This window comes from Spirillospora sp. NPDC000708 (assembly GCF_040299565.1).
In the GTDB taxonomy this organism is placed as follows: Bacteria; Actinomycetota; Actinomycetes; order Streptosporangiales; family Streptosporangiaceae; genus Spirillospora.
Genome location: NZ_JBEPCJ010000003.1, coordinates 89,859 through 116,181 on the forward strand (window position 1 = coordinate 89,859; position 26,323 = coordinate 116,181).

At 73.8% G+C, this 26,323-nt stretch carries 30 protein-coding genes; 13 read left to right on the forward strand and 17 right to left on the reverse strand.

Annotated elements, in window-relative coordinates:
* Window positions 1-14 precede the first annotated feature (14 nt).
* Both ABT299_RS03350 and ABT299_RS03355 read left to right on the forward strand, forming a co-directional pair.
* On the forward strand, window positions 15-497 hold the full coding sequence (locus tag ABT299_RS03350; protein WP_500249625.1) for a pyridoxamine 5'-phosphate oxidase family protein: 483 nt from the start codon (window positions 15-17) through the stop codon (window positions 495-497).
* A gap of 109 nt (window positions 498-606) precedes the next feature.
* Window positions 607-1,191: a helix-turn-helix domain-containing protein gene (locus ABT299_RS03355; protein ID WP_500249626.1), complete on the forward strand. Its 585-nt coding sequence runs from the start codon at window positions 607-609 to the stop codon at window positions 1,189-1,191.
* A 28-nt stretch (window positions 1,192-1,219) separates the two neighbouring features.
* Here ABT299_RS03355 and dnaN read toward each other — a convergent pair whose 3' ends face one another.
* The 4 genes from dnaN to ABT299_RS03375 all read right to left on the reverse strand — a co-directional run bounded on the left by dnaN (window position 1,220) and on the right by ABT299_RS03375 (window position 5,544).
* Window positions 1,220-2,371, reverse strand: coding sequence for a DNA polymerase III subunit beta (gene dnaN, locus ABT299_RS03360; RefSeq protein WP_190863215.1), 1,152 nt, complete (start codon window positions 2,369-2,371; stop codon window positions 1,220-1,222).
* Window positions 2,372-2,524: 153 nt separating this feature from the next.
* On the reverse strand, window positions 2,525-3,034 hold the full coding sequence (locus tag ABT299_RS03365) for a methylated-DNA--[protein]-cysteine S-methyltransferase (RefSeq protein ID WP_500249627.1): 510 nt from the start codon (window positions 3,032-3,034) through the stop codon (window positions 2,525-2,527).
* 15 nt (window positions 3,035-3,049) lie between these two features.
* Window positions 3,050-4,522, reverse strand: coding sequence for an AlkA N-terminal domain-containing protein (locus ABT299_RS03370; protein ID WP_500249628.1), 1,473 nt, complete (start codon window positions 4,520-4,522; stop codon window positions 3,050-3,052).
* 50 nt (window positions 4,523-4,572) lie between these two features.
* On the reverse strand, window positions 4,573-5,544 hold the full coding sequence (locus ABT299_RS03375) for a DMT family transporter (RefSeq protein WP_500249629.1): 972 nt from the start codon (window positions 5,542-5,544) through the stop codon (window positions 4,573-4,575).
* Between the two features lie 219 nt (window positions 5,545-5,763).
* Here ABT299_RS03375 and ABT299_RS03380 point away from each other — a divergent pair, with 219 nt between their 5' ends.
* Window positions 5,764-6,126 (forward strand): nuclear transport factor 2 family protein, encoded by a 363-nt coding sequence (locus ABT299_RS03380; RefSeq protein ID WP_190863124.1) that lies wholly within the window; start codon window positions 5,764-5,766, stop codon window positions 6,124-6,126.
* Between the two features lie 60 nt (window positions 6,127-6,186).
* On the opposite strand, the gene ABT299_RS03385 is transcribed toward ABT299_RS03380, so the two are convergent.
* Window positions 6,187-6,948, reverse strand: coding sequence for an SDR family NAD(P)-dependent oxidoreductase (locus ABT299_RS03385; RefSeq protein WP_190863122.1), 762 nt, complete (start codon window positions 6,946-6,948; stop codon window positions 6,187-6,189).
* 58 nt (window positions 6,949-7,006) lie between these two features.
* Window positions 7,007-8,413, reverse strand: coding sequence for an MFS transporter (locus tag ABT299_RS03390; RefSeq protein WP_500249630.1), 1,407 nt, complete (start codon window positions 8,411-8,413; stop codon window positions 7,007-7,009).
* Between the two features lie 92 nt (window positions 8,414-8,505).
* On the opposite strand from ABT299_RS03390, the gene ABT299_RS03395 reads away from it, so the two are divergent.
* Window positions 8,506-9,396: a helix-turn-helix domain-containing protein gene (locus tag ABT299_RS03395; RefSeq protein WP_500249631.1), complete on the forward strand. Its 891-nt coding sequence runs from the start codon at window positions 8,506-8,508 to the stop codon at window positions 9,394-9,396.
* Window positions 9,397-9,440: 44 nt separating this feature from the next.
* On the opposite strand, the gene ABT299_RS03400 is transcribed toward ABT299_RS03395, so the two are convergent.
* Entirely contained in the window at window positions 9,441-9,812 is a 372-nt protein-coding gene (locus ABT299_RS03400; protein WP_387025687.1) for a YrdB family protein, read from the reverse strand.
* 47 nt (window positions 9,813-9,859) lie between these two features.
* Between ABT299_RS03400 and ABT299_RS03405 the strand changes: the two genes are divergently transcribed.
* On the forward strand, window positions 9,860-10,999 hold the full coding sequence (locus tag ABT299_RS03405) for a methyltransferase (RefSeq protein ID WP_500249632.1): 1,140 nt from the start codon (window positions 9,860-9,862) through the stop codon (window positions 10,997-10,999).
* Window positions 11,000-11,009: 10 nt separating this feature from the next.
* On the opposite strand, the gene ABT299_RS03410 is transcribed toward ABT299_RS03405, so the two are convergent.
* Window positions 11,010-11,864 (reverse strand): helix-turn-helix transcriptional regulator, encoded by an 855-nt coding sequence (locus ABT299_RS03410; RefSeq protein ID WP_190863111.1) that lies wholly within the window; start codon window positions 11,862-11,864, stop codon window positions 11,010-11,012.
* Between the two features lie 164 nt (window positions 11,865-12,028).
* Between ABT299_RS03410 and ABT299_RS03415 the strand changes: the two genes are divergently transcribed.
* Entirely contained in the window at window positions 12,029-12,805 is a 777-nt protein-coding gene (locus ABT299_RS03415) for an alpha/beta fold hydrolase (RefSeq protein ID WP_500249633.1), read from the forward strand.
* A 92-nt stretch (window positions 12,806-12,897) separates the two neighbouring features.
* Complete coding sequence (locus tag ABT299_RS03420; RefSeq protein WP_190863107.1) at window positions 12,898-13,686, forward strand: SDR family NAD(P)-dependent oxidoreductase; 789 nt, start codon at window positions 12,898-12,900, stop codon at window positions 13,684-13,686.
* 5 nt (window positions 13,687-13,691) lie between these two features.
* Here ABT299_RS03420 and ABT299_RS03425 read toward each other — a convergent pair whose 3' ends face one another.
* On the reverse strand, window positions 13,692-14,081 hold the full coding sequence (locus ABT299_RS03425) for a nuclear transport factor 2 family protein (RefSeq protein WP_190863105.1): 390 nt from the start codon (window positions 14,079-14,081) through the stop codon (window positions 13,692-13,694).
* A gap of 89 nt (window positions 14,082-14,170) precedes the next feature.
* Between ABT299_RS03425 and ABT299_RS03430 the strand changes: the two genes are divergently transcribed.
* Both ABT299_RS03430 and ABT299_RS03435 read left to right on the forward strand, forming a co-directional pair.
* Window positions 14,171-14,629, forward strand: a complete 459-nt coding sequence (locus ABT299_RS03430; protein ID WP_387025698.1) for a MarR family winged helix-turn-helix transcriptional regulator — start codon at window positions 14,171-14,173, stop codon at window positions 14,627-14,629.
* Complete coding sequence (locus ABT299_RS03435; protein WP_347256943.1) at window positions 14,626-15,132, forward strand: GNAT family N-acetyltransferase; 507 nt, start codon at window positions 14,626-14,628, stop codon at window positions 15,130-15,132. The genes ABT299_RS03430 and ABT299_RS03435 overlap by 4 nt, the downstream gene beginning before the upstream one ends.
* 6 nt (window positions 15,133-15,138) lie before the next feature.
* Here the strand turns inward: ABT299_RS03435 and ABT299_RS03440 are convergent, their stop codons facing one another.
* Window positions 15,139-16,635, reverse strand: a complete 1,497-nt coding sequence (locus ABT299_RS03440; RefSeq protein WP_500249634.1) for an alpha/beta hydrolase — start codon at window positions 16,633-16,635, stop codon at window positions 15,139-15,141.
* A gap of 201 nt (window positions 16,636-16,836) precedes the next feature.
* Window positions 16,837-19,380 carry a replicative DNA helicase gene (gene dnaB, locus ABT299_RS03445; RefSeq protein WP_500249635.1) on the reverse strand — a complete coding sequence of 848 codons (2,544 nt, stop codon included), beginning with the start codon at window positions 19,378-19,380 and terminating at the stop codon, window positions 16,837-16,839.
* A gap of 335 nt (window positions 19,381-19,715) precedes the next feature.
* Between dnaB and ABT299_RS03450 the strand changes: the two genes are divergently transcribed.
* Window positions 19,716-21,035 (forward strand): MATE family efflux transporter, encoded by a 1,320-nt coding sequence (locus tag ABT299_RS03450; RefSeq protein WP_387025704.1) that lies wholly within the window; start codon window positions 19,716-19,718, stop codon window positions 21,033-21,035.
* Window positions 21,036-21,109: 74 nt separating this feature from the next.
* Complete coding sequence (locus ABT299_RS03455) at window positions 21,110-21,298, forward strand: hypothetical protein (RefSeq protein WP_190863092.1); 189 nt, start codon at window positions 21,110-21,112, stop codon at window positions 21,296-21,298.
* A 30-nt stretch (window positions 21,299-21,328) separates the two neighbouring features.
* On the opposite strand, the gene ABT299_RS03460 is transcribed toward ABT299_RS03455, so the two are convergent.
* The 6 genes from ABT299_RS03460 to ABT299_RS03485 all read right to left on the reverse strand — a co-directional run bounded on the left by ABT299_RS03460 (window position 21,329) and on the right by ABT299_RS03485 (window position 24,728).
* Entirely contained in the window at window positions 21,329-22,321 is a 993-nt protein-coding gene (locus ABT299_RS03460; RefSeq protein ID WP_500249636.1) for a peptidoglycan recognition protein family protein, read from the reverse strand.
* 336 nt (window positions 22,322-22,657) lie between these two features.
* Window positions 22,658-23,104, reverse strand: coding sequence for a 50S ribosomal protein L9 (rplI, locus tag ABT299_RS03465; protein WP_208265726.1), 447 nt, complete (start codon window positions 23,102-23,104; stop codon window positions 22,658-22,660).
* 17 nt (window positions 23,105-23,121) lie between these two features.
* Window positions 23,122-23,358 carry a 30S ribosomal protein S18 gene (rpsR, locus tag ABT299_RS03470; RefSeq protein ID WP_019631633.1) on the reverse strand — a complete coding sequence of 79 codons (237 nt, stop codon included), beginning with the start codon at window positions 23,356-23,358 and terminating at the stop codon, window positions 23,122-23,124.
* 88 nt (window positions 23,359-23,446) lie between these two features.
* The gene (locus ABT299_RS03475) at window positions 23,447-24,019 is read right to left on the reverse strand and encodes a single-stranded DNA-binding protein (RefSeq protein ID WP_190863089.1); all 573 of its coding nucleotides are present in this window, start codon (window positions 24,017-24,019) and stop codon (window positions 23,447-23,449) included.
* Between the two features lie 37 nt (window positions 24,020-24,056).
* A complete protein-coding gene (rpsF, locus tag ABT299_RS03480; RefSeq protein ID WP_151540987.1) occupies window positions 24,057-24,347 on the reverse strand; it encodes a 30S ribosomal protein S6 in 291 nt (96 codons plus the stop codon).
* 216 nt (window positions 24,348-24,563) lie between these two features.
* Window positions 24,564-24,728, reverse strand: a complete 165-nt coding sequence (locus tag ABT299_RS03485; RefSeq protein ID WP_190863087.1) for a hypothetical protein — start codon at window positions 24,726-24,728, stop codon at window positions 24,564-24,566.
* 258 nt (window positions 24,729-24,986) lie between these two features.
* On the opposite strand from ABT299_RS03485, the gene ABT299_RS03490 reads away from it, so the two are divergent.
* Both ABT299_RS03490 and ABT299_RS03495 read left to right on the forward strand, forming a co-directional pair.
* On the forward strand, window positions 24,987-25,295 hold the full coding sequence (locus ABT299_RS03490) for a hypothetical protein (protein WP_387025713.1): 309 nt from the start codon (window positions 24,987-24,989) through the stop codon (window positions 25,293-25,295).
* A 106-nt stretch (window positions 25,296-25,401) separates the two neighbouring features.
* The gene (locus ABT299_RS03495; RefSeq protein ID WP_387025715.1) at window positions 25,402-26,169 is read left to right on the forward strand and encodes a deoxyribonuclease IV; all 768 of its coding nucleotides are present in this window, start codon (window positions 25,402-25,404) and stop codon (window positions 26,167-26,169) included.
* Window positions 26,170-26,323: the final 154 nt, after the last annotated feature.

The following is a 26,323-nucleotide window of genomic DNA, read 5'->3' on the forward strand; positions in this document are numbered from 1 at the left end:
CCACCGGAGCGACCATGACCAGCCCTTCCGCGCAGGAGACCCGGCCCGTTCCCGAGCCCCGGTCCCGCGACCGGCGCCGCCGCGACACCGAGCACCGCCTCGTCCACGACGTGGACGTCTGGGTGGCGACCGCCTCGCCCGACGGCGTCCCGTACCTGGTGCCGCTGTCCTTCGACTGGGACGGGGAGGCGCTGCTGATGGCCACCCCGGCGACCAGCCCCACCGGCCGGAACCTCGCCGCGGCCCGCACCGTCCGGCTCGGGCTCGGCCCCACCCGCGACGTCACCGTGATCGACGGCGACGTGGAGGCCATCGACCTGGACGCGCTGCCGCCCGAGCGGGCCGACCTGTTCGCCGAGCGCACCGGCTTCGACCCGCGAACTTCGGCGGGCGCGTACCGCTGGTTCCGCGTCACGCCGCGCCGCGTCCAGGCGTGGCGCGAGGTGAACGAGCTGGCCGGCCGCGACCTGATGCGCGACGGCCGCTGGCTGCCCTGACGCCGCTGTCCCGCACCGCGAACCGGAGGCCCGCCGTGACGCCGGGGATCGGTGATGGTGGGATCGTGGAGGGCGTCGGATCACGGGCCGGGCGGGCGGGAGGCCGGGGTTGAGCGGGCAGGAGAGCGGGTCGGGCGGGCAGGAGGCGATCGGCGAGGCCGTCGCGCGGACCGTCCGGGCGCTGCGGGCGGGGCACGGCTGGAGCCTGGACGAGCTGGCCGGGCGGTCCGGCGTCAGCAAGGGCGTGCTGGTCGGGCTGGAGCAGGGGCGCGGCAACCCCAACCTCGGCACGCTCATCCGGATCTCCGACGCGCTCGGCGTCCCGCTGACCCGGCTCGTGCAGGTGGAGGAGGAGCCGCCGGTGCGGGTGTTCCGCCCGGAACGGCACGTCGTGCTGTGGGAGGGCGCGGACGGCGGGACGGGCACGCTGCTCGCGGGCAGCGATCCGCGGCCGTCGCTGGAGCTGTGGCGGTGGGAGCTGCGGCCCGGCGAGGTCCGCGAGAGCGACGCCCACGTGCCCGGCACCAAGGAGATCGTCTACGTGGAGGCGGGCACGCTGACGCTCGGCGTGGACGGCCGCACCGACCTGCTGGAGGCGGGGACGGCCGCCGTGTTCGTCGGCGACCGCCCGCACTCCTACGGCAACTCCGGCGCCGACGACCTGCGCTTCGTCCTCGCCGTCCTCGACCTCTGACCGCCCCGCTTCGCCGCCGCGTTCGGGGTCAGGCGGAGAGGCGGACGGGCATGGCGAGGTAGCGGAAGCCGGTGTCGGACGGGGCGTCCGGGCCCGGCTCCTCGCCGTCCTCGCGGTCGGGGATGCCGGTGAGCAGGGCGGCCTTGGTGGGGCCGGCGCATTCGAGGCGGGCGTACTCGGTGTCGATGCCGGCGAGGCCGTCCAGCAGGTACTGCGGCGCGAACGCGATGTCGATGTCGTCGCCGGACAGCTCGACGCCGAGGCTCTCGTTGGCGCGGGCGGAGTCGCCGGCCGCGGCGCGGATGCGGACCTCGCCGGCGGTGAACCCGAGCCGGATCGGGGTGCCGCGCTCGGTGACCAGCGCGGCCCGCTTGATCGCCTCGACGAACGGCGCGGTGCGGATCTCCGCGACCGACGTCCAGTCGCCGGTGAGCCGGGACCGGTAGTTGATGTACTGGTCGTCGAGGAGGCGGCTGGTCATGCTGCGGCCGCCGCCGGAGACGCCGATCAGGGTGTCGGCGGCGCCGGTGAGGTCGAGGGCGACCTCGGCGCCGGGCCGGATCGCCTTGGCGGTGTCGGCGAGGGTGCGGGCGGGCACGACGACGCCGGCGGTGAACCCGGGCTCGGCGGGCGACCAGGTCAGCTCGCGGGCGGCGATGCGGTACCGGTCGGTGCAGGCGAGCCACATGGTGTCGCCGTCGAGGTCGATGCGGACGCCGGTGAGCATGGGGAGGGTGTCGTCGCGCCCGGCCGCCGGGACGACCTGGGCGACGGCGGCGGCGAACAGGTCGCCGGGAACGGTGCCGGCGCGGGTGGGCGGCTCGGGCAGCGTCGGGTAGTCCTCGACGGGCAGGGTGAGCAGGCCGAACTCGGCGGGGCCGCAGCGGACGACGACCTCGGCGCCCTTGGTGGTGAACTCCACGGGCTGCGCCGGCAGGCTCCGGACGATCTCGGCGAGGAGCCGGCCGGGGACGAGGGCGCGGCCGGGCTCGGCGACGTCGGCGTCCACCCGCGCGCGGGTGGACGCCTCGTAGTCGAATCCGGCGAACGCGAGCCCGCCGTCGGCGGTGGCCTCGACGAGCATCCCGGCGAGGACGGGCAGCGCGGGGCGTGCGGGCAGCGTCCGCGCCGCCCACGCCACGGCCTCGGCGAGCGTCTGACGGTCGACTCGGAACTCCACCTTGGTCTGCCTTTCCACGTTTCGCGTGCTCTCCGAGCACGGTAACTCCCGCCTCTGACAGAACGGTGGCCGCCCCGTCGAGGGGGAGTCCGTGCACGCGGCGGCGGAGCGGTCGGCGGAGCGGTCGGCGGAGCGGTCGGCGGAGCGGGTGACTCAGAAGAGCGCGGCCTCGACGCTGCGGGTCCCGCGCTCGAAGTCGAGGAGGTAGCGCTTGCGGTCGAGGCCGCCGCCGTAGCCGGTGAGGCTTCCGGTGGAGCCGACGACGCGGTGGCACGGGACGATGAGGCCGACGGGGTTCTTGCCGTTGGCGAGGCCGACGGCCCGGGACGCGCTGGGCTTGCCGAGTTCGACGGCGAGTTCCCCGTACGTGGTGGTCTCGCCGTAGGGGATCTCCTGGAGGGCGGCCCAGACCCGTCCTTGGAAGGGGGTGCCGCGCAGGTTGAGCGGGAGGTCGAACTCGGTCAGCTCTCCGGCGAAGTACGCGGTGAGCTGCTCGGCGGTGGCGGCGAACGGTTCGTCCTCGGGGTCTCCGGGGGCACCGAAGGACTCCTGTCGCGGACGGTGCCGCTGGTTCACCATGTACAGGCCGCATAGTGCGCCGTCTATGGCCACCAAGGTGAGCGGCCCGACGGGACTGTCCACGACGACATGCGTCGGTTCCATGGGTACGTCTCCTGGTCAGTTGGCGGGGAGAAGGTTGATGGGGTGGTCGCTGGTGGCCCACAGGTACTGCACGGCGTAGGCGCGCCATGGACGCCACTGTGCGGCGTGCTTGGTGAGAGCCGCCGGTGTGGCGGGGAGGCCGAGTGCCTTGGCGGCGTTCTTGATGCCGAGGTCGCCCGGTATGAACGCGTCGGGGTCTCCCAGCGCGCGCATGGCGATCGTCTCGACGGTCCAGGGGCCGAAGCCGGGGAGGGCGTAGAGGCGCGTCCGGGCCTCGTCCCAGTCGCTTCCCACGCCGAGGTCGATCTCGCCGTTGGCGAGCGCGTCCACGAGGGTGGTGAGGGTGGTGCGGCGCGTCTTGGGGAAGGCGAGCGCCTCGGGGTCCAGTTCCGCGAGCGCGGCAGGGGTCGGGAAGAGGTGGGTGAGGCCGCCTCCCGGGTCGGTGATGGGGTCGCCGTGCGCGGCGACGAGGCGGGCCGCGTGTGTGCGCGCGGCGGCGACGGAGACCTGCTGCCCGAGCACGGCCCGGACGGCGAACTCCGGGGCGTCCATGGTGCGCGGGACACGGCGCCCGGGTGATTTGTCGACAAGCGGTGCCATGGCGGGGTCCGCCCGGAGCAGGTCGTCGACGGCCACGGGGTCGGCGTCGAGGTCGAGCATCCAGCGGCAGCGGCTGATCGCGATGGTGAGGTCGCGCAGGTCGCTCAGCGTCAGCGTGCAGGCGACGTGGTCGGGGCGCGGGCTCAGGGCGGCGATGCCGTGCCCGTGGGGGAGCCGCATGGTGCGGCGGAACGCGCCGTCCCGCCACTCCTCGACGCCGGGGACGGCGGTGGCGGTGAGGTGCCCGAACAGGTTGTCGGGGCACAGCGGCGCGCGGAACGGCAGCCGCAGCGACAGCGTCCCCGAGCCGGCGGGCGGGTGGCCCTTGGCGACGCGGTCGCGCAGCTGGGTCGGGGTGAGGGCGAACACCTCCCGGACGGTGTCGTTGAACGCGCGGATGCTGGCGAATCCGGCCGCGAACGCGATGTCGCCCATGGGCAGCGGCGTCGTCTCGATGAGCAGCCGCGCGGTCTGGGCCCGTTGCGCGCGCGCGAGCGCGAGCGGGCCGGCGCCGAGTTCGGCGTTGAGCTGCCGTTCGACTTGGCGGGTGCTGTAGCCGAGGCGTCCGGCGAGGCCGGGCACGCCCTCGCGGTCGACGACGCCGTCCGCGATCAGCCGCATGGCGCGGGCGACGACGTCCGCGCGGTGGTTCCATTCGGGGGAGCCGGGGCTGGTGTCGGGCCGGCAGCGCTTGCAGGCGCGGAACCCGGCCTGCTGCGCGGCGGCGGCGCTGGGGTAGAACCGCATGTTCTCGGGCTTCGGCGGCACGACCGGGCAGCTCGGGCGGCAGTAGATCCCGGTGGTCACGACCCCGGTGAAGAACCATCCGTCGAAGCGCGCGTCCTTCGACTGGACGGCCCGCACGCACCTTTCTACGTCCTCGTGCATGCCTCCAGCATCACCGATGGTCAGGCATGTTCACTGGCGGAAAAACGACATCATCCCTCGGGGGTGGGACGGCCCGCGAAGGCGTAGAGGACGACCCCGAGCGCGATCGCGGCGATGCCCGTCCATGCTACGGCGCCGGGCGGGTCCGTGGCGGTGAACAGCGGTTCCAGCAGGGCGACGAACACCACCTCGGCGGCCTGCGTGGCCTCCACGGCGGCGAGCCGCAGCGGGTGCCGGCGGACGCGGTGCGTCGCGGCGAAGAACAGCGACGTCGCGATCACGCCGGAGCTGACCGCGACGACCAGGCTCGCGACGAGCTGCCCCGATGTCGGCGCCCCCGCCCGGACGCCCCCGGCCGCGGCGACGGCGATCCAGAACGGCAGGCTGCCGATCGACATGGCCAGCAGCCGCTGGAAGGTGTCCAGGCGGGCCCCGGCCAGCTCCATCGTCCGGCGGTTCCCGACCGGGTAGGCGACGGCGGCGACCAGCACGACCGCGACGCCGCCCGCCGCGCCCGCGGACGTCCCGCCGTGCCCGCCGGCCTGGCTGAGGAACACCCCGGCGAGGATCAGCAGCGACAGCGCGGCGCCCCGGCCGGGGATCCGGCCGCGCTCGTCGGCGTAGAGCAGCGGCGCGAGGAGCATCCCGCAGACGATCGTGACCTGCCAGGTCGCGGCGACCGTCCAGCCAGGCGCGAGGTCGGCGGCCAGGCACAGCGGCGCGTAGAAGAGCCCGAATCCGACGGTGCTCCACAGCGTCCAGGGGAGCGGGTCGGCGCGCAGCGCCCGCAGGACGGGCCGGACGCCGCCGCGCGCCCCGACGATCGCGAGGAAGATCGGCAGCGAGAAGAGGAAGCGGAGCGCGCCGGTCCACTCCCATGCGCCGCCGCCGACCGCCATCATCCGGTTCGCGATGAACGAGGCGGAGAAGAACAGCGCGCCGAGCACGCCCAGGCCGATGGAGGCGGTCGCGCCCGCGCGGCCGGTCGCGTGCAGGGGGTGCGCGGGGGCCTCGGCGGTCACTGCTGGAACGTTCCTTCCCAGGGGCGGGTCCGTCCCCCGCGGGGTGGCCGTCGCGGGGTGGCCGCCGGGGGAGTTCGCAGCCAGACACTATCCGGCACCAAGGCGGGCGAATCCGGTCGGACCCCGCATGACGTCCCAGGTAATCGATCTCCGGCCGCCGGCACGGCACTGTAGAGATCACCGGGGCGGATGACCCCGGTCGGATAAAGGAGAAGTGAGATGAGCGACGTTCAGCAGCGGGTCGAGCAGTACCTGGCCGCCTGGAACGAGACCGACCCCGCCGCCCGCCGTGCCGCGATCGACGCGCTGTGGACCGAGAACCCCGTCTACGTCGACCCGCTGGGCGTCGCCGAGGGCCGCGACGCGATCGACGCGTTCATCGGCGCCGCGCAGGGCCAGTTCCCCGGCCTGGTGTTCCGGGCGGCGGGCGCCGTCGACGCCCACCACAACGTGGCCCGGTTCACCTGGGAGCTCGGCCCCGAGGGCGGCGAGGCGATCGTGGTCGGCTTCGACGTGGCGACCTTCGACGACGACGGCCGCTTCGACCGCGTGACCGGCTTCCTCGACAAGGTCCCCGCCTGAAGGACGGGGATGGGCCGGGCACCCCGCGCCCGGCCCATCGCCTCGCGGCCCCCGCCGCGCTCAGAGCTGCCGGAGGGCTCCCCCGTCGACGGCCCATTCGGCGCCCGTCACCTGGGCGGACAGCGGCGACAGCAGGAACGCGATGACGCGCGCCACGTCCTGCGGCGCGCCGAGCCGCCCGGTCGGGAGCCGGCGCTCCTCCCGGACGAACCGGTCGATCGCCTCCTCCACCGGCAGCCCGTACTGCGCCGACAGCTGCTCGGCGAACCCACCCGGCTCGTCCCACAGCCGGGTGCGGGTGGGCCCCGGCGTGACGACGTTGGACCGGATGCGGCACCGGCCGAACTCCCCCGCCAGCGTCTTCGACACCGACAGCAGCGCCGTCTTGGACGCCGCGTAGTCGACCAGCGGGGTGTCGGGGAACCGCCCCGCCTCGCTGGACACGTGCACCAGGCTGCCCGCGCCCTGGTCGATCAGCGCGGGGAGCGCGGCGCGCGCCATCCGGACGGCGGCGTGGAAGTTCAGCTCGAACGTGGCGTGCCACTGGTCGTCGGTGACGTCCAGGAAGCCGATCCGCGCGTCGAGCGCCCCGGCGTTGTTGACGAGGCCGTCGAGGCGGCCGTGCCGGTCGAGCGCCGCGTCCACGATCCGCTGCGCGGCGGACGGGTCGGTGAGGTCGGCGGCGACGCCGTCCCCGTGCGGGGTGCGGGCGACGCCGACGACCTGCGCGCCCTCGTCGGCGAGGAGCCGCGCGGTCGCCGCACCGATCCCGGCGGACGCGCCGGTCACGATGAACACCTTGCCCGCGAGTTCGAGATCCATCGGATTCGTCCCTTCCGGGGGTTCAGGAGCGTCCAGGGGTTCAGGAGCGTCCGGGGGTTCAGGGGCGTCCAGGGGTTCGGGGGCGGCGCAGGAACAGCCCGACGAGGGCGCCGCCCGCGACCGCGATCAGCGCGTTGACCAGCGTCGCGGCGTGGACGCCGCCGAGGACGGAGGCGTGCGCGGTGGCGACGGCGCTCATCACCGGGATGCCGAGGGTGATCGCGACCTGCTGCGTCATGGTGGCGAGGCCGGTCGCGAGGCCCTGCTCGCCGTCCGGCAGCCCGGACGTCGCGGTCCCCATGAACGCGACGATCGCGACGAGGTTCCCGAACCCGCCGATCGCGGTCGCGGCGAGCAGCAGCGGCAGCGCCGAGCGGTCCGCGCCGAGGCCGAGCAGCGCGGCCGTCGCGGCGGCCTGCAGGACGAGCCCGCCGACGAGCGTCGCGCGGCCGCCGAACCGGCCCATGATCCGCGGCGCGGCGACGCCGCCCGCGAACGTCCCGGCGCCGAGGACGCCGAGCGCGAGGCCGGTGGTCAGCGGCGAGAAGCCGAGGACCTGCTGCAGGTAGAGGGTCATCAGGAACACCAGCGACGTCTCGGTGGCGAACGCCACGAACCCGCCCGCGTTGCCCCAGCTCACGCTGCGCCGGGTCAGCACGTTCAGCGGCGCGAGCGGGGCCGGGGAGCGCCGCTCGACCAGCACGAACGCGACCAGCAGGACGACGGCGGCGGCCAGCGCGGCCAGCGCGACCGGGTCGGCCCAGCCGTGCTGCCCGGCGGTCGTGATCCCGTAGACGAGGGCGAGGAGGCCGCCGGTGACGGTGACCGCGCCGGGGACGTCCAGCCGCGCGCCGTCCCGCGCCCGGCTCTCGGCGACCAAGGCCGGCGTCACCGCCAGGATCAGCACCGCGACCGGCACGTTGACCAGGAACGCCCAGCGCCAGCTCAGCAGGTCGGTGAGCACGCCGCCGAGGACCGCGCCGACGGTGAACCCGGCGGACATCAGCGCGCCGCTCAGCCCGAGCGCCCGCGTCCGCAGCGGCCCCTCGGGGAACGAGGTGGTCAGCAGCGACAGCGCCGCAGGCGTCGCGATCGCGGTCGCGAGCCCTTGCAGAACGCGGCCCACCAGCAGCATCGCGGGGGACGCGGCGAGCCCGCCGACCAGCGAGCCGGCGGCCAGCAGCGCCATCCCGGCGAGCAGCATGCGGCGGCGTCCGGCCAGGTCGGCGACGCGTCCGAACAGCAGCGTGAACCCGGCGGCGGGCAGCGCGAACGCCGTCGCGATCCACTGCAGCTGCCCGAGGCCGAAGCCGAGTCCCTTGCCGACGACCGGAAGCGCGACGTTGAGGATGGAGAAGTCGATGGCGAGCATGAACTGCGCGCCGAGCAGCAGGGTCAGGATCAGCTTGTGCCGCGGGGACATCCGCTCGGAGGCGGTCACCGCGGCGCTCGTGAGAACGCTCATGGCAGCGACTCTCGCGCCGCGCCGCGCGCACACCCAGCCCCCGCCCGTTCGTACCACCGGCAGTAGCAGGATCACCGGATAGCCTCACCGGCATGGCGCGCAACACCGAACTCGGCGAGTTCCTGAAGTCGCGGCGGGCCCGGCTGCGCCCCGAGGACGCCGGGGTCGCCGCCTACGGGACCCGCCGCCGCGTCCCGGGCCTGCGGCGCGAGGAGCTGGCGCAGCTCGCGGGCGTGAGCGTCGCCTACTACATCCGGCTGGAGCAGGGCACCGCGGACGGCGTGTCCGCCGAGGTCCTCGACGCGATCTCGCGGGCGCTGCGGCTGGACGCCGTCGAGCACGCCCACCTGCACCGCCTCGCGCACCCGCCGCGCCGGCCCCGCCCGCACGCGCCCGCCCGGCTGCGCCCGCCGCTGCAGCACCTGCTCGACTCGATCACCCACGCGCCCGCGTACGTCGTCGGCCATTACACCAACGTCGTCGCGTGGAACCGGCTCACCGCGGCGATCTTCGTGGACCTCGCCAACGTGCCGCCGGACGAGCGGACCTGGTCGCACCAGATCCACCTCAACGCCGACTACCAGGCGCGGCTCGGCGACAACTGGCCCACGGTCGCCCGCCGCAACGTCGCCTACCTGCGCTTCCGTTCCGGGCAGGATCCCGACGACCCGCACCTGCGCGCGCTCATCGACGACCTGCGCGCGCGCAGCCCGGAGTTCGTGCGGCTGTGGTCGGCGCACCACGTCACGGAGCTGACGCACGGCGAGGCCCGCATCGACCATCCCGACGTCGGACGGCTCGTCCTGCCGTTCGAGACGCTGCACCTGCCCGGCGACCCCGAGCTCAGCCGGCTGATGCTGTACGCGGCCGAGCCCGGTTCGCCGTCGGAGGCGGCGCTCCGCAAGCTCGCCGAGACGTCCCGGCACCTGTCCAGCGCCGACCTCGCCGCCGCCACCGAGGAGTCCGCGGAAGCCGCCGACTGACCTCGGCCGATTCCCGGCCCCGCGGGCGCGTGCCGGGGATCAGCTCATGGGGAGGCGGTGCGGAAGGCGGCGTCGCGATCGAGGGTGGCGAGGGCGGTGTTGAGGAGCGCGACGACGGCGAACGCGACCGCGAGGGCCGGCCGGTCGACGCCGTAGAGCGCGAGCGCCCCGGCGCCGAAGACGACCGCCTTCACCAGCAGGACGAGCGGCAACGCGACCTTGAAGCGGGCGCGGGGAGCGGCGAACATCCCCCACAGGACCATCGCCGCCACGGGCGTCCCGAGGCCGAGGACGACGTGCACGATCACGTTCCCGCCCGCGGTGAAGCCCCACCACGCCAGCGCGGCCAGCGCGGCGAGCTCCAGGACGAAGGCCAGGCCCTCGTTCAGCACGTGCAACGGACCTGGTAGACGCATGGGGTGATCGTCCCATCGGCCCCCTCGCCGCCGCTACCCTGCTCGGTGTGGACGAGCGGACCGTGATCGGCTGGCGCGAGGACGGCCGGGACCGCTCGGCGCGGTGGCGGTCGGAGAGCGGCGCCGCCCCGCCCCGCCGCGTGGTGATCGCCGACGACGCGACGCGCGCGGACGAGGCGTACCGGCTGGCGTGCGAGGGGACGGCGCTGCTGTGGCGCGGCGACTTCCAGAACGCGCGGCAGCTGCTCACGGCGATGGCGCGGCGCGCCGACCGGACGCCGCGGAAGCGCAAGCGGAAACCCGAACCGTCGCAGGTGCAGGCGTTCCACCTCTACCGGCAGGCGCGCGCGCAGCGCGCCCGTACGCTCGGCATGCTGCTCATCCCGTTCGAGCCCGGCCACACGATCCCCTTGCGGCGCGCACCGGACGTGGCGCAGGCGTGCACGGAGGCGTACGGGCCGGACGACGAGCCTTACGTCATGTCCCTGCGGGAGCTTCTCGGCCTCATCGGCGCGCACGAATGGCGCGAGAAGGGCGTTCCGATCCCTGCGCTGGGAGGCGACCGTATCCACCCGCACTACGGGGTGTTCTCCCCTGTGCGGGGCGAGTACGTGGACCTGGTCGCGCAGGCGCCGCTGCCCGCGACCACGGTCGCGTTCGACATCGGTACGGGAACCGGTGTGCTCGCGGCGGTGCTGGCACGCCGTGGAGTGCAGCGCATCGTCGCGACCGACCAGGACCCGCGCGCGCTTGCGTGCGCCCAGGAGAACATCGAGCGGCTGGATGTCGCGAAACACGTCGAACTCGTCGAGGCTGACCTGTTCCCGGAGGGGCGCGCCCCGCTCGTCGTGTGCAACCCGCCGTGGGTTCCGGGGAAGCCGACCACGCCGCTGGAACGCGCCGTGTACGACCCGGAGAGCCGGATGCTCCGCGGTTTCCTCGCCGGCCTCGCGGACCGCCTGGAACCGGGCGGCGAGGGCTGGCTGATCCTGTCCGACCTGGCCGAACACCTCGGCCTGCGGACCCGCGACGATCTGCTGCGGCTGGTCGACGCGGCCGGGCTGGCCGTCGCCGGGCGCCTCGACACCCGGCCCGCGCACCCGCGCGCCGCCGATCAGGACGACCCGCTCCACGCCGCCCGGTCGTCCGAGACCACGTCGCTGTGGCGGCTCGTGGCCGCCCGCTAGGCGTCGCCGGTCACGCGTGGCTGCGGTGCGCGGTCTCGGGGCCGATGACGCGCAGGAGTTCGAGGGCCTCGATGCTGGCGGTGCCGGGCGGCGGGGTGAACACGAACACCCGCTGGTCCTCGGCCGGGGTGAGCAGGGCCTCGGTGTCGAACTCGATCGCGCCGACCTCGGGGTGCAGGACCTTCATGCGGCTGCTGCGGTGCACGGCGACCTCGTGCCGTTCCCAGAGCCGGGTGAACTCCTCGCTCGCGCCGTGCAGCCGTTCGACCAGCGCGGACGCGGCGGCGTCGTTGCCGCGGCGGGCCGCCGCGGCGCGCAGGTGCGCGACGTGCAGGCGGCTGTAGTGCTCGTGCTCCTCCTCGGGGTACGCCGACCGGACGAACGGGTCGGTGAACCACCGCCACACGATGTTCCGGTCCGGCTCCTCGACCGTGCACACGCAGCCGAAAAGGGCCTGCGCGAGGGCGTTCTGCGCGAGCAGGTCCCCGAGGTCGCCGATGATCTGCGCGGGTGTCTCGTGCAGCCGGTCCAGCAGGTAGAGCAGGCTCGGCCGGACGTGCTCGCCCGCGAACGGCCCGGCGGGCGGCCGGTGCCCGGCGAGGAGGTACAGGTGGTCGCGCTCGTCCGCGGTGAGGCGCAGCGCGCGGGCGAGCGCGCCGAGCAGCTGCACCGACGGCTGCGGGCTGCGGGCCTGCTCCAGCCGCATGTAGTAGTCCGCGGACATGCCCGCGAGCTGCGACACCTCCTCGCGGCGCAGGCCCGGCGTGCGGCGGCGCGGCCCCGCGGGCAGGCCGACCTCCTGCGGGCGCAGCCGCTCGCGCGAGCGGCGGAGGAAGTCGGCGAGCTCCGTCCGGTCCATCTCCATGCCCCCATGATTCCGCCCCGGACGGCAGGTCAGAACGGGCGAGACTGGGATCGCTTGTCCTAGCCAAAGCGGTCCGCTCCTCATCGCGGACCGCCGGTGGCAGCGTCGAGAACGTCCGGACCCGATCCGGACAGGAACGACCACCACCGAAAGGACGGCCGAAAATGGCGACGCTCACCGTCGGGAACGCCCGCGTGCCCTACCGCACCGAGGGTTCCGGCCCCGCGCTGCTCCTGGTGCACGGCGCCGGACCCGGCTCGGTCATGTGGGACGGGCTCCTCGACCGGTTCACCGGCCACCGCACCGTGATCCTGCCCGACCTGTCCGGCAGCGTCCCCGCCGAGGACGACGGCGCCCCGCTGACCATCGAGACGCTCGCCGAGCAGGTCAACGCGGTGATCGAGGACGCGGCGGCGGGCCCGGCCGACGTCGTCGGGTTCTCGCTCGGCGCGCCGACCGTCGCGGCCGCGGCGGCGCTGCGCCCCGACCTCGTGCGGAGGCTGGTGCCCGTCGCGGGCCTGACCCACGCGGGCGACGAGTACGTCCGGCAGCACATGACCACCTGGCTGGCCCTCGCGGACGTCCCGGACGGGTTCGGCCGGTTCGCGACGCTGACCGCGTACAGCCGCCCGTTCCTCAACCAGATCGGGCACGACGCCGTCGAGGAGGCGAACGCGTTCATGCGGCCCACCGAGGGCCTGCTCCGGCAGCTCGACCTCGTCCGGCGGCTCGACATCCGCGGGCTGCTGCCGCGGATCACGGCGCCGACGCTGGTGGTCGGCGCGACCCGCGACCAGACGATCCCGGTCGAGAACCACCGGGAGCTGTTCGCGGCCATCGCGGGCAGCGAGTACGCCGAGCTGGACACCGGCCACGTCGTGATGGCGGAGCGCCCCGACGAGTTCGTCAAGCTCGTCCGGGACTTCCTCGACCGGCCGTGACCCGCCCGCCCGGGGCCGTCCAGCCTGGTGGTCCGGATACCAGGCTGGGCACGCCCTGGTTACGTCCGCCGCCGGCCGAGCACGATGGGATCATGCGTCCCATCGACCAGCAGACCATCCTGATCACCGGCGCGACCGACGGACTCGGCCGCGCCCTGGCCGGCGAGCTCGCCGCCGAGGGCGCGACGGTGCTGGTGCACGGCCGCGACGACCGGCGCGGCGCGGAGACCCTCAAGGAGATCGGCGGCAGGGCGTCCTGGTACCGGGCGGACCTGTCGTCGCTCGCCGAGACCCGCGCGCTCGCCGAGGCGGTCCGCGCCGACCATCCCCGGCTGGACGTCCTGGTCAACAACGCGGGCATCGGCACCGCGGGCCCGCGCCGCGAGAGCGCCGACGGCCACGAGCTGACCTTCCAGGTCAACTACCTGTCCGGGTACCTGCTGACCCGGCTGCTGCTGCCCACGCTGACCGCCTCGGCGCCGGCCCGGATCGTCAACGTCAGCAGCCTCGGCCAGACCGCCATCGACTTCGACGACCCGATGATCACTCGCGGCTACAGCGGGACGCGGGCGTACTGCCAGAGCAAGCTCGCGCAGATCCTGTTCACCATCGACCTGGCCGACGAGCTGGCCGGGACGGGCGTCACCGCGAACGCCCTGCACCCCGCCACCTACATGCCGACGAAGATGGTCGCCTCGCCGATCAGCACGCTGGAGGAGGGCGTCCGCGCGACGCACCGGCTCGTCACCGACCCGGCCCTCGACGAGGTGTCCGGCCGGTTCTTCGACGGGCTCCGCGAGTCCCGCGCGGACGGCCAGGCCTACGACCCGCGGGCGCGCGCCCGCCTCCGCGAGCTGTCCGAGCGGCTGACCGCGCCCTGACCGGGTCAGGCGGCCCGCAGGTCCCAGATCAGGGTCGAGCGGACGCCGGCGACGCGCCAGCCGTCCGGTGTCCGCGCGGCCTGGAGGTCGTAGCGCTCGCCGAGCACGCGCGGGCCGTCCTCGTGCGCGAAGACGACCAGCAGGTTGGCGCCGATGGCGGCCCGGTCGCCGTCGATCTCGATGAGCGGGTTGGTGACGAAGTGCTGGGTCGGGACGGTGTGGTTGCGGCGGGCCTGCGCGGCGAGCGCGTCGGCCCCCTTGGACGTCCCGCCGGGGGTCGTGACCTCGGCGTCCTCGGTGAAGACGGCGCGCGGGTCGTCGAAGTGCTTGCCGTCCAGCCACAGCCCGAGCCGCCCGATCAGGTCGGTGAGCTCGTCGCGGTCGCGCTGTTCCATGACTCCTCCTAGTTCGTTGGCATCGCCAACGTTGGTAGAGCCAACAGTACAGCTATTCATTGGTGATGCCAACAAGTAGACTGGTCCGCATGATCACCGACGACGCCCGGCAGCCCGAGCGGCTCCGGCACGCCGCCAGCTGGCTGATCAACCAGGCGTCCGCGCACAGCCACCGGCTCGTCGCCGACCGCTTCGCCGCCGCCGGCGCCCGCGGCTACCACTACCGGCTGCTCGCCACGCTCGAGGAGTACGGCCCCGCCAGCCAGGCCGACCTCGGCCGCCGCGCCGCCATCGACCGCAGCGACGTCGTCGCCGCGCTCAACCAGATGGCCGGCAAGAAGCTCGTCGAGCGCGCACCCGACCCCGCCGACCGGCGCCGCAACATCATCACGCTCACCCCCGCCGGGCGCCGCCACCTGCGCGAACTCGACCGCGTCCTCGACGGCATCCAGGACGAGCTGCTCGCGCCGCTGTCCCCGCCGGAACGCGCCCAGCTGACCGAGATGCTCACCCGCGTCACCGACCACCACGCCAGGAGCCGCCCGTGACCCTCCGCTTCGTCGAACTGCCGCCCCCCGTGATGACCGCGCTGCTGGACGGCGACCTCGCGACCGCCTCCGCCCTCGCCGGAGCCCCCCTCACCGCGTACTTCCTCGGCGAGGACGCGCGATTGCTGTGGCGGTACCGGCTCGACCAGCTGGAACGGTCCCCCGAGGACGCCGCCTGGATCGTCCGCGCCGCCGTCGCCGAACCCGAGGGCGCCGTCGTCGGCCACGCCGGCTTCCACTCCGCGCCCGACGAGGACGGCACCGTCGAGATCGCCTACTCCGTCGACCCCGCCCACCGGCGCCGCGGCCACGCCACCGCGATGCTCGCCGCGCTCCTCGCCCGCGCCGCCGCCGAACCGTCCGTGCGGACCGTCCGGGCCACGATCAGCCCCGACAACGCCGCGTCCCTGGCGACGCTCGCCGGCAACGGATTCCGCCACGTCGGCGAGCAGTGGGACGAACAGGACGGCCGCGAGCTCATCTTCGAACGCCCCGCCCGCTGAGGCCGGTCAGCCGATCGGCATCGTCACGGCGATCGGCCAGGCCAGCAGGACGCCGCCGACCAGCGCCGGCACCCACACCGGCGCCCGGACGGCGCGCAGCGCCGCCGCCTGGACGCCCTGCCAGACCAGCAACCCCGCGATCAGCGGCGCCACCAGGAGCACCAACCACGACACCAGCCCGAACACCGCGGCGACCCCCAGACCCGCCAGCGCGCCCGCCGCCGTCCACGCGTGGATCAGCACGGCGGCGCGCGCACTGTAGCCGTCGCACAGCAACTCGATCCCGGCGAAGAACACCATGGCGCACACGGCGACCGGTATCAGCACCCACACCCTCGGCCCCACCGGAACGGCGTGCGCCCACCCCAGCTGAGCGGGCACGGCGAACGACACCACGGTCAGCACGACCAGCACGGCGGCGGACGCGACGATCCGCGGCCGTCCGCCGTCACGCCCCTTCCCCTGCATGACGGGCAATGCGGCGCACAGGAGACCGACGACGCCGAAGAACCCGGCCAGCGGCCCCGCGATCCCGACCGGAAGCACCCCACGCGGAATCGCCCCGACGACCCCGACCGCCGCAAGAACGGCCACCACCGGCACCCCCAGCACGAGCCTCAAAGGCAACTTCGCGCGCGCGCCGCGCTCACCAGTGGGCCGTCCCAGAAGCGCCGACGCGATCGCCGCGAAGCTCAGCACCGCCGCCAGATGCAGCAGCATCGCCGAACCCGCTCGCTGGAAGGGCCGGATCCCGACGCGGGGCGTCCCACCGCCACGCCCGAACGCCCGGTCGAACCACGCCGCGACCTCGCGGTGCGTCCGCGGCTGGAAGAGGACGCCCACATGCTCGGCGCCGCCCACGATGACGGCCCGCCGCGCCGTCCCCGCACGCGGATCCCCGTACGTGACCCCCGTCCGCCCCTGCGGATACGCCGCCCGCAACCCGCCGACGGCCCCGTCGCGGTAGCCGGCGAACTCGAACCCGCCCGCGACCAGCAGCAGATCCCGCGGGCTCGTCGCCGCGAACGGCATCGTCCCCTGCGAGATCGCCACGGTCGCCCCCACGTCCGGATGCGCGCTCGCGTAACGCACCGCAGCGGCCGCGCCCATCGAATGCCCGAGCAGACCGATCCGGCCTCCATCCACCCCCGGCGCGGCCCGCAGATGCCGGACCGCGACGTCCAAGTCCCGGTCCAGCCGCGCCTCCGCCGCCGGCCCGTCTCCCAGGCCCGGCAACCGCTCCGTACTGGCGCCGCCGCCCGCCAGGTCCACCAGCTCGACCACGTACCCCCGCCGCGCCAGCGTGTCCGCGAACCCCCGCATGAGCTGCATGCTCGCCGACAGCCCGGGCGCGACCACCACTCCCGGAAGCCGTCCCGCCGCCCCGTCCGGCCGCACCACCTCGACCGGCACCCCGGACACCACCGCGGACCGCCGCTCGATCCCCCGGTCCGCCGTCCCCAGCCCGACGGCCCCCGCCACCGCCGCGACAACGGCCACCACGCACGCCCACCGACTCCCCCGCACCCTCAGATGGACGCGACCGAATCCACGCAAGTTCCCCCGAACACCCGCATCACTAGAGTCGTGGCGTGGCGACCCGCAAGAACCGCTGGCCGAAGACGCAGGACGGCATCGAGGACGCCGCCCTGCTCATCCTGGACGTCACGTCCCCGCTGGTCCCGGGGCCTCGGGGACGTGGGGTTACTGGGCCATGTCGACGAAGCGGCTGTAGTGGCCCTGGAAGGCGACCGTCACGGTGGCGGTGGGGCCGTTGCGGTGCTTCGCGACGATCAGATCCGCCTCGCCTGCGCGCGGCGACTCCTTCTCGTAGGCGTCCTCGCGGTGCAGCAGGATCACCATGTCCGCGTCCTGTTCGATGGATCCCGATTCGCGCAGGTCGGACACCATGGGCTTCTTGTCGGTTCGCTGCTCGGGGCCACGGTTGAGCTGCGACAGCGCGATGACGGGGACGCCGAGTTCCTTGGCGAGCAGCTTCAGCGAACGGGAGAACTCCGACACCTCGACCTGGCGGCTCTCGACCCGCTTGCCGGACGTCATCAGCTGCAGGTAGTCGATGATCACCAGGCGGAGGTCGTGCTGCTGCTTCAGCCGCCGGCACTTCGCCCGGATCTCCATCATCGACATGTTCGGCGAGTCGTCGATGAACAGCGGCGCCTCGGCGACCTCGCTCATCCGGCGGGCGAGGCGCGTCCAGTCCTCGTCCTGCATGGTGCCGGAGCGCATGGCGTGCAGGGCCACGCGCGCCTCCGCCGACAGCAGCCGCATCGTGATCTCGTTGCGGCCCATCTCCAGGCTGAAGAACGCCGAGGTCAGGCCGTGCTTGATGGACGCGGCGCGGGCGAAGTCGAGCGCCAGCGTCGAGTTGTGCGTCGGGACGCAGGACCGCCCGGCGAGGTACATGTGGTCGGCGTTGTCGACCTGGACGCACCGCACCGGCACGCTCGCGACCGGCCGCACGTCCACGATGTACCGCACTCGCGCCGGGCGGTGCCGGTCGGCCTCGCGGCGGGCCCGGAACACCGGCTCGTGCGGGGTGAAGGCGACGTGGTGCACCGGCTCGTCGCGCGGGTCGAGGGCGGCGAGGTGGCCGAGGCCCACGAGGAGTTCACGGATCCCCCCGGCGAGCCGCGCGGACGGGAGGGCGACGTCGACGCGCCCGGCCGGGGACGTCTTGCCGCACACGTCGAGCAGCCCGGCCAGCAGCGCGCGCCGCTGGGCGGAGGACGCCCGCAGGTAGGCGGCGGGGACGTGCCTGCCGTCCAGCAGGCCGAGGGCGGCGAGCCGGCCGTCGAGGCCGGGCAGGGCGTAGCAGCCCGGGAGGGGTTCGGGGACGACCGGCTGGCCGGTCAGCTCGATCTGGGCGATGACGGCCCCGTCGAGGCAGGCGATGCGGCCGTCGCCGTCCTCGCCCGCGCCGAGCCACACGCCGAGGACGTACGGGTCGACGGGCAGGTCGGCGTCGGGCAGGTCGAACGCGGCGGCGGCCTCGACGGCGTGGCGCGCGCCGCGGCGCAGGTCGGAGAAGATCTCCTCGGTCGTCCGGATCCGGGCCCGTCCTGACGGGGCGCCCGCGCGCGCGCCGGCGCGGCGGTCGCGGCAGGCGGTGCCGCTGTGGCGGGCCGCCTCCACGGTGACCTGGGCGGCCCGCGGAGTCACGGCGGCGCCGACCGGGACAGGGGTGCGGGCGGTGAGGTGCGCGGCGGCCCTCCGGCGCGGGGCCGCGCCGTGCCGGGCGTGCGGGCCCCAGCCGGTGGGCGGTGTGCCGTCCCGAGGTGCGGGGTGCTCGGCCGTTCCGGTGCCGTGCGCGCGCGCCGTGAAGAACGCGCCGTGCCCGTCGTCGGTGATGGTGCGCCACTGGTGCTCGGCGTCGGCGACGATGACCTCGCCGTCGGAGAACTCGACCTCGTAGCAGGGGCGGCCGTGCATCACCTCGGTCGCCGCGACGACGCGGGTGGGCCTGCCGTCGGCCCCGATGAGCCGGTCGCCGACCTTGACCTCGCCCATCGTCGTCCAGCCGGTGGGAGTCGGGAGCGGCGTGTCCAGCTCTAGCGCCTTGCCCATGGCAGGTCGTGCTGCGACGACGATCATCTGGCCGGGGTGCAGGCCGTTGGTGAGGGCGTCGAGGTCGGCGAAGCCGGTGGGGCAGCCGACCATCTGGCCGCCGCGGCTGCCGATCGCCTCGATCTCGTCGAGGGCGCCGGGCATGATCTCGCTGAGCGGCACGTAGTCCTCGCCGGCGCGCTTCTCGGCGATGGCGAAGACCTCGGCCTGGGCGCGGTCGAGGACCTCGTCGGCGTCGGCGCCGTCGGCCGCGTAGCCCATCTGGACGATGCGGGTGCCGGTCTCCACGAGGCGGCGCAGCACCGAGCGCTCGTGGACGATCTTGGCGTAGTAGCCGGCGTTCGCGGCGGTGGGCACCGAAGAGATGAGCGTGTGCAGGTAGGGGGCGCCGCCGATGCGGCCGATCTCGCCGCGCTTGGTGAGCTCGCCGGCGACGGTGACGGCGTCGGCGGGGTCGCCGCGGCCGTACAGGTCGAGGACGATGTCGTAGATGATCTGGTGCGCGGGGCGGTAGAAGTCCTGGGTGCGGAGCACCTCGACGACCTCGGCGATGGCGTCCTGGGAGAGCAGCATGCCGCCGAGGACGCCCTGCTCGGCCGCGATGTCGTGCGGTGGGGTGCGTTCGAACTCCTGCTCGTGCGGTCCGAGCTCGGTCACGCTCACCTGGCGCACCCCCTTCCTCCCGGCCGCCGGGCGCCCCGTCCGCCCATCGCCGACCGTTCCTCATCACGTCTACCTCAGGCGTCCGACATTCTCCCGAGCCCACGCGGGCGGGGGCAAAGCAGCGTGTGGACGAACCTGTGGAATACCTGTGCAGACACGCGGGACACGTTGTGCACGACCTGTGGACAACTCTGGGGAAAGTTCGCCCGCTGCTTTTGGCGGCAGGTCGTGAGCTGCGGAAACGTCGTCCACCGGGTGTGGGGAAGAGAAAGTCGGGCGATCCGGGTGCTGTAAGGTGTGAACTTCTTTGAAGAGTTACAGAGGCCGGGGAGCGCATGGTGAGGTTCCGGGCGAGCCGGCACGACCGGGAGATCCTGCGGCTGGCGGTGCCGGCGTTCGGCGCCCTCGTCGCGGAACCGCTGTTCCTGCTGTCGGACTCGGCCATCGTCGGCCATCTCGGGACGGCGCAGCTCGGCGGGCTCGGCGTCGCCGGGCAGGCCCTGAACACGCTGGTCTACCTGTGCGTCTTCCTCGCCTACGGCACGACGGCGGGCGTCGCGCGGCAGATCGGCGCGGGGGACCGGCGGGCGGCGGTGCGGCAGGGCATCGACGGGATGTGGCTGGCGGTCGCGATCGGCGCGGTGCTGATCGCGGCGGGCTGGCCGCTCATCCCGCCGATCGTGGACGCGTTCGGCGCGTCCGCGTCGGTGGCGCCGTTCGCGGAGACGTACCTGCGGATCAGCCTGTTCGGGATCCCGTCGATGCTGCTGGTGCTCGCCGGGACGGGCGTGCTGCGCGGCCTGCAGGACACCCGGACGCCGCTGGCCGTCTCGATCGGCGGGTTCACCCTGAACCTGCTGCTCAACGCGGTGTTCGTGCTGGTCCTCGGGTGGGGGATCGCCGGGTCGGCGTGGGGCACCGTGCTCGCGCAGACCGGCAGCGCGGCGGTGTACGTGGCGGTGGTGCTGCGCGCGGCGCGGCGGGAGGGCGCGCCGGTCCGCCCGGACTGGGCCGGGCTGCGGACGTCCGCGACGGCCGGCCTCGGGCTGCTGCTGCGGACGGCGGCGCTGCGGATCGTGCTGATCGTCGGGACGTCGATCGCCGCGCGGATGGGTGACGCGGAGATCGCCGCGTACCAGGTCGGGTTCCAGGTGTGGACGCTGCTGGCGTTCGCCCTGGACGCGATCGCGATCGCGGGCCAGGCGATCACCGGACGGTACCTGGGCGCGGCGGACGTGTCCGGGACCCGCGACGTCACCCGCCGGATGGTGGGCTGGGGCGTGGCGTGCGGGGTGGTGTTCGGGCTGGCCGTGCTCGCGGTGCGGCCGTGGCTGCCGGACCTGTTCACCTCCGACGGCGACGTCCGGCGCCTTCTGCTGGCGTCGCTGCTGCTGGTGGCGGTGCTGCAGCCGGTCGCGGGCGTGGTGTTCGTCCTCGACGGGATCCTGATCGGCGCGGGCGACGGCGCCTACCTGGCGGTGACGACGCTGGTCGCGACGGTCGTGTTCCTTCCGGCGGCGCTGCTGCTGTACCGGGCGGACGCGGGGATCGTCGGGCTGTGGGGGGCGATCGGGCTGTGGATGGCGACGCGGATGGTCACGCTGGGCCTGCGGGCCCGGGGCGACCGGTGGATGGTGACGGGCGCCGTCCGGTAGCGGTGCCGGGCGGGGCGGCGGAGGATTTCCGGAAGCCCACCCGCCTCCCCCGCCCCACTCGCTACTATTCGAACATGTGTTCCACCCACGGCGAGCGGATGGCCCGGCTCACGCAGGCGATCGACGACCTGGCGGCGGAGGGCCTGGCCGGGCTGCCGCCCGAGACGCTGGTGGAACGCGTCGCCGGCATCTGGTCGCTGGTCGAGGGCATCGACCCGGAGATCGCCCGCCGCCGCACCCGCTACACCACGCCCGAGAACTGACCGGCCCGCCGCCCGCCGCCCCGCAGGCGATCACCAGTTCAGGTTCAGCAGCCCCGGCCAGTCGTCGTCGCCCTGGTAGTACTGGCTCGGGTTCCCGTAGTCGTCGCCGCCGTTCGGCTTGTGCTTCGGCTTGTGCTTCGGCTTCGGCGGCGCCTTGGGCTTGCCCTTCGGCTTGCTCTTCGGTTTCGGCGCCGCCGCCGAGCCCTCCAGCCGGTCCGCGACCGCCCGGCGCAGCGCCGGCAGCCGCGAGTACAGCACGTCGCCCGGACACGAGGTCTCGTTGTAGTCGCGGTGCCCGACGATGGCCTCGGCCGGGTCCAGGTCGTACGCCCGGCAGAGCCACACGCACACCTCCATCAGGGAGGTCCACAGGCGGTCGGGAGGCGCCGTCGTCATGTAGTTGCCCTCGTTCTCGATCCCGAGGGTGTGCTCGTTGTTGTGCAGCACCTGGGCGCCCACCGCCAGGTCGCCGGCCCGGATGGACGCCAGGCTGCGGTTGCGGCCCTCCATCACGGCGCCGCCCCGGCTGATCGTGAGGTGCTGGCCGCTGTCGTCCCAGCCGCGCTTGTCCATGTGGAAGTTCTGGATGTACCGGGACAGGCTGAACGCGTGCCCGACCGAGAGGTCGGTGGAGTTCCCCGTGTCGGTGTGGTGCACGACGATGTGGTCCGGCGCGCGGTCCAGGACCTTCGCCGCGCGCTTGGGCGGCCGGGCCGACCACTGGGCGCGCGTGTAGATCTGCGGTGCGTCCGCCGTGAACAGGGGCGCACGCCGGTCGAGCAGGCGGCCGGCCGCCGCGTCGGGCGGCACCGTGCCGGTCACGCCGTCCAGGTCCGGGCCCGCCGGGGCGTCCTGCGCCATCGCCCTCTCCCCGAGCGGCGACCCGAACGCCAGTGCCTCCAGCAGCCCGGCCCCCACCACGCCGCCGATCACCGACCGCCGCGTCACCGCCGACCGCCGTGTCACCGCCGTCCCGTCGCGTTCCCGGTCGGCCGCGCCGTCCCCCGAATGCGCGATCAACACCGTCCCCCTTCGCCCCCCGATGATCTTTGATCACGGAACGTAATGGCCGCTCAGACGATCACCCAAACACCGGGCGGTTCAGGGACGTTTCACATGAAACCCAGAGAGATCCGGGACGGGGCAGCCCTGTTCTTGTGCAAGAGATTGCGGGGACAAGGGACGACCCGGACCGGGAGCGGACGCCCGGCCGGAACGCGAAACGACCCCCGCGCCCGGGTTGATCCCGGTACGCGAGGGTCGTTCTGAACGCGGTGCGCCGACGGCCGACGCGAGCCTCGGCGACCTCGGACCCCCGCCGTCAGGCGGGGGTCTCCGGTCTCGGCCCTTCAGGCGGCCTCAGGCCTCGACGACGTTGACGTCGATCGTGGCGTTGACGTCGCTGTGCAGCCGCACGCTGACGCGGTGGGTGCCGACCGTCTTGATCGGGTTGCCGATCTCGATCCGGCGGCGGTCCAGCTCGGGGCCGTCGGCCGCGCGCACCGCGTCGGCGATGTCCGCGGCGGTCACGGCGCCGAACAGGCGTCCGTTGCTGCCGGTCCGGGTGCGCAGCGTCACCCGCAGGGCCGCCAGCTGGCCGGCGACCTCCTTGGCGTGCTCGACGGTCGCGATCTCGCGGGCCGCGCGGGCCTTCTTGATCGAGTCGATCTGCTTCTCGGCGCCGCGGGTCCACTGGATCGCGAATCCGCGCGGGACGAGGTAGTTGCGGCCGTAGCCGTCGCGGACCTCGATGACGTCGCCGGGCTCGCCGAGCCCGGAGACCTGCTGGGTCAGGATGAGCTTCATGATCGTTACCCCCGGCCTCAGCGCGCGGTGCTGGTGTACGGCAGCAGCGCCATCTCGCGGGCGTTCTTGATCGCCGTGGCGACGTCCCGCTGGTGCTGGGTGCAGTTGCCGGTCACCCGCCGGGCACGGATCTTGCCGCGGTCGGAGATGAACTTCCGCAGCAGGCCCGTGTCCTTGTAGTCGACGTAGGAGATCTTCTCCTGGCAGAAAACGCAAACCTTCTTCTTCGGCTTGCGGGGAGGTGGCTTCGCCATCGTGGTGCTCCTTCGAGAGAGCCCCGCTCACGCGGGAATGGACGTGGATGTGTCGTTCGGTCTTGCCGGGCGCGGTCTTGCCGGGCGGCTAGAACGGCGGGTCGTCGGAGAAACCGCCGCCCCCACCGCCGCCGCCGCCGGTGGCCCAGGGGTCGTTGGCCGGAGCGCCCTGCTGGCCGCCGCCGAAGCCGCCGCCACCCTGGCCGCCGTCACCGAAACCGCCGCCCTGGCCACCGCCGCCGCCGAAGCCGCCGCCGCCCTGGCCGCCGCCTCCGAAGCCGCCGCCGCCACCCTGCCGCTGGGTCTTGTTGACCTTGGCGGTGGCGTTGCGCAGCGACGGGCCGACCTCGTCGACCTCGATCTCGAAGACGGTGCGCTTCTCACCCTCGCGGGTCTCGTACGAGCGCTGCTTGAGCCGCCCCTGCACGATCACCCGCATGCCGCGCTGCAGGGTCTCGGCGCAGTTCTCGGCGGCCTGCCGCCAGACGTTGCAGGTGAGGAAGAGCGCCTCGCCGTCCTTCCAGTCGTTCGACTGGCGGTCGAAGAACCGCGGCGTCGACGCGATGCGGAAGGACGCGACCGCCTGGCCGCTGGGGGTGAAGCGCAGGTTCGGGTCCTCGACGAGGTTCCCGACGATCGTGATTACGGTGTCGCCTGCCATGGGGCTCGCTCCGGCTGGTGTGAGGGCTGAGCCGGGCTCAGTGGACCTCGGGGCGGATGACCTTGGTACGGAGGATCGACTCGCTCAGGTTGAGCTGCCGGTCGAGCTCCTTGACCGTGGCAGGCTCAGCCGACAGGTCGACCACCGCGTAGATGCCTTCGGACTTCTTCTGGATGTCGTACGCCAGGCGCCGCCGGCCCCAGACGTCGACCTTCTCGACGCTGCCGCCGCCGTCCTTGACGACCTTCAGGAACGGGTCGAGCGCCGCGTTCGCGGTGCGCTCGTCGATGCCGGGGTCGAGGATCGCCATCAGTTCGTATCGACGCATGCTGTGTCCCTACCTCCTCTGGACTGGCGGTCACGGTCTCTCCGTGACAGGAGGGCTCTTGCGTCCCCCGCGGCCGCGCCGGACCCGGATTCGCCGGGCGCACCTGCCGCGGGACCGGTACAGGCTACCAACAGTCGGCAGCGTACGAGCCGGTTCCGGGTCGGCCGGGGGACCGGCGACGGCCGGCGCCGGGCGGCCGGGGGGACCGGACGGCGGCTAGCGGCGGGCGGCCGGATGGCCGGGCGCGCTGCGGCGCCGCCGCTCCAGCTCCGCCATGATGTCGGCCATCCGGGCCCGCATGCGGGCGGTCTGGGTCGTCAGCATGGACAGCTCCTCGACGAGCTCCGCGTCGCCGATGACCCCGAGTTCGCTGGAGTTCATCGCCTCGCCTCCGCTCCCCGGCCCGCGCGGGCCGGCACGCTCTCCCTCACGTCGTGCTCCTCCCGGACCCGGCGTCCCCCCGGATCCCGGCCGGTGTTCTCGAATCCATGTTCGACCGTACCGGGTGCCGCCGACATTTCCGAGCGCCCCTTCCGGTTGATCTTCCGCTCCGCTGGGCATTCCTTTACGCACATGGTCCGTCAGGTCCCGCGTCCACCATGCGCACCGCGCGGGGCACCACGAAGTGAGGAGGTCCGGATGCCAGAGCAGGTAGCCGGCAGTGGGCACGCGACCGCGGAGAGCCGGACCGAGACCGAGAGCCACCGGCTCCAGGACGTCCTCGCCGTCCTGGCGTTCACCCTGGGGATCGCCGCGCTCGTCCTCGGCGGGGGCGTCCCCTCGGCCCACTTCGTCGGCCTGGTGGTCGGCATCATCGGCCTGCCGCTCGCGCTCGTCTCGCAGATGATCTCGGCGACGACCAACGAGCGCTGGCTGAACGTCATCGGCATGGTGGGGTCGTTCGTCGGCGCCGGCTTCGCGATCAGCCACGGCGGCTTCTCGCTATGACCGCGCCGCCCCGGCGGAGCGCATAGCCCCCGGCGGAGCGCATAGCCCCCGGCGGCGGAGCGCGTTGCGGAACGAAACGTCGGACGGCGCGGCTAACCTCGGTGCCATGCGCATCGGAGCCCACGTCGACCAGACCAACCCGCTCGACAACGCCCGCGCGGTCGGAGCCGACGTCGTCCAGTTCTTCCTGGGCGACCCGCAGGGCTGGAAGAAGCCCGTCCTGCCGCAGGGCGTCGAGGCGCTGGAGGGCTCCGGCGTGGACGTCTACGTGCACGCGCCCTACACGATCAACGTGGCGACGTCGAACAACCGGATCCGGATCCCGAGCCGCAAGAACCTCGCGCAGCAGCTCGACGCGGCCGCGTCGATCGGCGCGAAGGGCCTGATCGTGCACGGCGGCCACGTGCTGAAGGACGACGACCCGGAGACCGGCTTCGAGAACTGGCGCAAGGTGTTCGAGCGCACCGAGTGCCCGATCCCGGTGCTCATCGAGAACACCGCGGGCGGCGGCAACGCCATGGCCCGCAAGTTCGACCGGATCGCCCGGCTGTGGGAGGTCCTGTCCGGCGTCCCGGGGCTGGACGACAAGCTCGGGTTCTGCCTCGACACCTGCCACGCGCACGCCGCCGGCGAGGAACTGGTCGACGCGGTCGACCGGATCAAGTCCATCACCGGCCGCATCGATCTCGTGCACTGCAACGACAGCCGGGACGCGTTCGGCTCCGGCGCCGACCGGCACGCCAACCTCGGCAGCGGCAGCATCGACCCCGAGCTGATCCTGACCGTGGTGCGGGCGGCGGACGCGCCGGTCGTGGTGGAGACGCCCGCCGCCGGCCAGGCCGCCGACATCTCCTGGCTGCGCGACGAGCTCTGACCTTCCCCGGTCTCCGGCGCGGCCCGGCGGACACCCGCGGGGCCCGGCGGACACCTGCGAGGCCCGGCGGGCTCGGCGCCGCGCGGCGGCCGAACGCTCTTGGCAAGATCAGGCCAAGGGTGGAACCCGGAGGCCCCGCGGGGCATCCAACCCA

Coding starts and splice junctions, on each gene's coding strand:
- ABT299_RS03420 (WP_190863107.1), top strand. CDS start 12,898: ATGCGTCCCATCGACCAGCAGACCATCCTGATCACCGGCGCGACCGAC.
- ABT299_RS03430 (WP_387025698.1), top strand. CDS start 14,171: ATGATCACCGACGACGCCCGGCAGCCCGAGCGGCTCCGGCACGCCGCC.
- ABT299_RS03450 (WP_387025704.1), top strand. CDS start 19,716: ATGGTGAGGTTCCGGGCGAGCCGGCACGACCGGGAGATCCTGCGGCTG.
- ABT299_RS03415 (WP_500249633.1), top strand. CDS start 12,029: ATGGCGACGCTCACCGTCGGGAACGCCCGCGTGCCCTACCGCACCGAG.
- ABT299_RS03475 (WP_190863089.1), bottom strand. CDS start 24,019: ATGGCAGGCGACACCGTAATCACGATCGTCGGGAACCTCGTCGAGGAC.
- rpsR (WP_019631633.1), bottom strand. CDS start 23,358: ATGGCGAAGCCACCTCCCCGCAAGCCGAAGAAGAAGGTTTGCGTTTTC.
- ABT299_RS03370 (WP_500249628.1), bottom strand. CDS start 4,522: ATGCACGAGGACGTAGAAAGGTGCGTGCGGGCCGTCCAGTCGAAGGAC.
- ABT299_RS03350 (WP_500249625.1), top strand. CDS start 15: ATGACCAGCCCTTCCGCGCAGGAGACCCGGCCCGTTCCCGAGCCCCGG.
- ABT299_RS03485 (WP_190863087.1), bottom strand. CDS start 24,728: ATGAACTCCAGCGAACTCGGGGTCATCGGCGACGCGGAGCTCGTCGAG.
- ABT299_RS03495 (WP_387025715.1), top strand. CDS start 25,402: ATGCGCATCGGAGCCCACGTCGACCAGACCAACCCGCTCGACAACGCC.
- ABT299_RS03490 (WP_387025713.1), top strand. CDS start 24,987: ATGCCAGAGCAGGTAGCCGGCAGTGGGCACGCGACCGCGGAGAGCCGG.
- rplI (WP_208265726.1), bottom strand. CDS start 23,104: ATGAAGCTCATCCTGACCCAGCAGGTCTCCGGGCTCGGCGAGCCCGGC.
- ABT299_RS03410 (WP_190863111.1), bottom strand. CDS start 11,864: ATGGAGATGGACCGGACGGAGCTCGCCGACTTCCTCCGCCGCTCGCGC.
- ABT299_RS03455 (WP_190863092.1), top strand. CDS start 21,110: ATGTGTTCCACCCACGGCGAGCGGATGGCCCGGCTCACGCAGGCGATC.
- ABT299_RS03380 (WP_190863124.1), top strand. CDS start 5,764: ATGAGCGACGTTCAGCAGCGGGTCGAGCAGTACCTGGCCGCCTGGAAC.
- ABT299_RS03365 (WP_500249627.1), bottom strand. CDS start 3,034: ATGGAACCGACGCATGTCGTCGTGGACAGTCCCGTCGGGCCGCTCACC.
- ABT299_RS03395 (WP_500249631.1), top strand. CDS start 8,506: ATGGCGCGCAACACCGAACTCGGCGAGTTCCTGAAGTCGCGGCGGGCC.
- ABT299_RS03425 (WP_190863105.1), bottom strand. CDS start 14,081: ATGGAACAGCGCGACCGCGACGAGCTCACCGACCTGATCGGGCGGCTC.
- ABT299_RS03400 (WP_387025687.1), bottom strand. CDS start 9,812: ATGCGTCTACCAGGTCCGTTGCACGTGCTGAACGAGGGCCTGGCCTTC.
- ABT299_RS03385 (WP_190863122.1), bottom strand. CDS start 6,948: ATGGATCTCGAACTCGCGGGCAAGGTGTTCATCGTGACCGGCGCGTCC.
- ABT299_RS03390 (WP_500249630.1), bottom strand. CDS start 8,413: ATGAGCGTTCTCACGAGCGCCGCGGTGACCGCCTCCGAGCGGATGTCC.
- rpsF (WP_151540987.1), bottom strand. CDS start 24,347: ATGCGTCGATACGAACTGATGGCGATCCTCGACCCCGGCATCGACGAG.